This window comes from Mesorhizobium sp. M7A.F.Ca.CA.004.04.2.1 (assembly GCF_004022825.1).
Lineage (GTDB): Bacteria > Pseudomonadota > Alphaproteobacteria > Rhizobiales > Rhizobiaceae > Mesorhizobium.
In genome coordinates, this window is the sequence record NZ_RZPH01001163.1 from 1 (window position 1) to 1740 (window position 1740).

Here is a 1740-nt window from a genome sequence, read left to right on the forward strand (position 1 = left end):
CTCTAGAACACAGAGTTCGCGACGTGCGATCATCATTGGGTGCCCATCAACGAAAACCTGGCGGGCGACCGGATCAAAGTCGAGATTGCCAAATACGAGCCTCAGGTCGGTCATCTGTGTCGCCCGGCGCAGAATGGCTCTCATTCTGGCAATAAGCTCATCGGTAGAGATGGGTTTGAGCAGAAAGTCGTCCGCACCACCGTTGAAGATCGCAATTCGCTTATCGAGATCGTTAAGGCTGCTCATAATGACGGCAGGAACTGAATGCCCGTGGGTCCTCAACTGCCTCAGCCAACCCAAGCCATCGCCATCTGGCAGAGCCAATTCCAGCAGGAGAATTTCATAGCTGGCGCAAGAAAATGCACTCGAAGCCAGTTCCAGAGTACCAACGACATCAACGACGAAGCCGCCATCCCCGAGCGCAAGTCGCATGGCGCGCGCAAGATCCGCATGATGATCCACGAGCAGCGTTCGCATTTCATCTCCTCTCGAAGAGGGACGGCCCATCGAACGCGTCACCGGCGGCCATCTGATCGGAGCACACGGCGCGCAACTCGTCGCAGCTCTCGGAACTGGTCCGAGTCGGAGGGACATGCAAGTCGCTCGGTGGCAATAGGCGCGGGTGAGGACCAACTGACGGGCTCAAATACGCCGGTCGGCGAACCCACGAGGCCAGCAACCCGCGTGCGATTTCTCGTTGCATCATCTCTCCTACGTGCAGCCCCTGCGCTCGCAAGGCAGCGTCGCGGCTCAGAGCCCGATTCCCACAGAGGGTAGGGTTAGCTTTCGAGAAACTGATTGAACAAATCGATTATTTGGATCGAATGCATCCACGGTATGGATGCAGCGCACCATCTTCAACGACTGCGGCGTCCTGATGCACTGTTGTGTCTGTCGTGCTCTGCTTTTTTCGCTGTCCTTCAAGGCTGGCGAGCCTGGTGGAACCTGCGCGTCATTGGCTTGGTAGCTTGAATGCTCAACAACGGAGCGCCCTGCGCAAAGCCGCTCTCATTTCCAAAAAGCCTTGCAATCTGGTTGGAGCACTTCGCGCTCGACACCAAAATAGGCGAGGAAAACTGACGTCTGACAGGGATGTACATGCAACAGCCGATTTGCGGCACCAGCAAACGACCGCGTTCAGGCTGAAGATCGACGACCAACGGCTCCTCGATTTCCGCACCGACCGCTTTTACAAGCTCTTCCTGTGCGGGCGGATGCCGGCAAACAGCAGCACAGGGTCAGCGAAACCGGGAGCGGGCCTGCTTGATCGCCATGATCACATTGCCGCTGTCGCGCGTGCGGAGCGGAATGCAATCGGTCCAGCCGGCGGCAATCCGGTCAGCACTATCGTCTGCACGAAGCTCCCTGACGAAGACGTGCCCGAATGCGCTCAACAAAGCCGGGCGGCGGATCTTTCCAATCGCCGAAGGTGCGGGCTGGCACCGAGCGGCGAACTGCGAACTCATTCCTGCCCGGCGGCGCTGGCCGCCGCGAGCGTCGATGCGGACCCAGCCGCTCCGAATCCTCCCACAACACGATGAGCGCGTCGCGGACATCGCTGCCGTAACAGCGGCTGCGGCTCTTGCCCGCAGACGGCCTCTGCTCACGACGGTTCATAAGACGGATCGCGCGCTTGCGAATAATAGCCGGTTACCGCCTCGAACTCATCCAGAATGCGCCGCTTGTCAACGCCGCAATAAAGCTCCACGATCGCCGCTTCACCGTGTCGCCATGCTGAGC

At 59.2% G+C, this 1740-nt stretch carries 1 protein-coding gene and 1 pseudogene; both read right to left on the bottom strand.

Annotation, left to right across the window (positions count from 1 at the left end):
- The coding region (locus EN893_RS32495; RefSeq protein WP_164901325.1) for a response regulator transcription factor at positions 1–477 on the bottom strand (477 nt) is incomplete at its 3' end.
- Positions 478–1289: 812 nt separating this feature from the next.
- A pseudogene (locus EN893_RS39610) lies at positions 1290–1458 on the bottom strand (transposase); the annotation flags it as partial.
- Between the last annotated feature and the right edge of the window lie 282 nt (positions 1459–1740).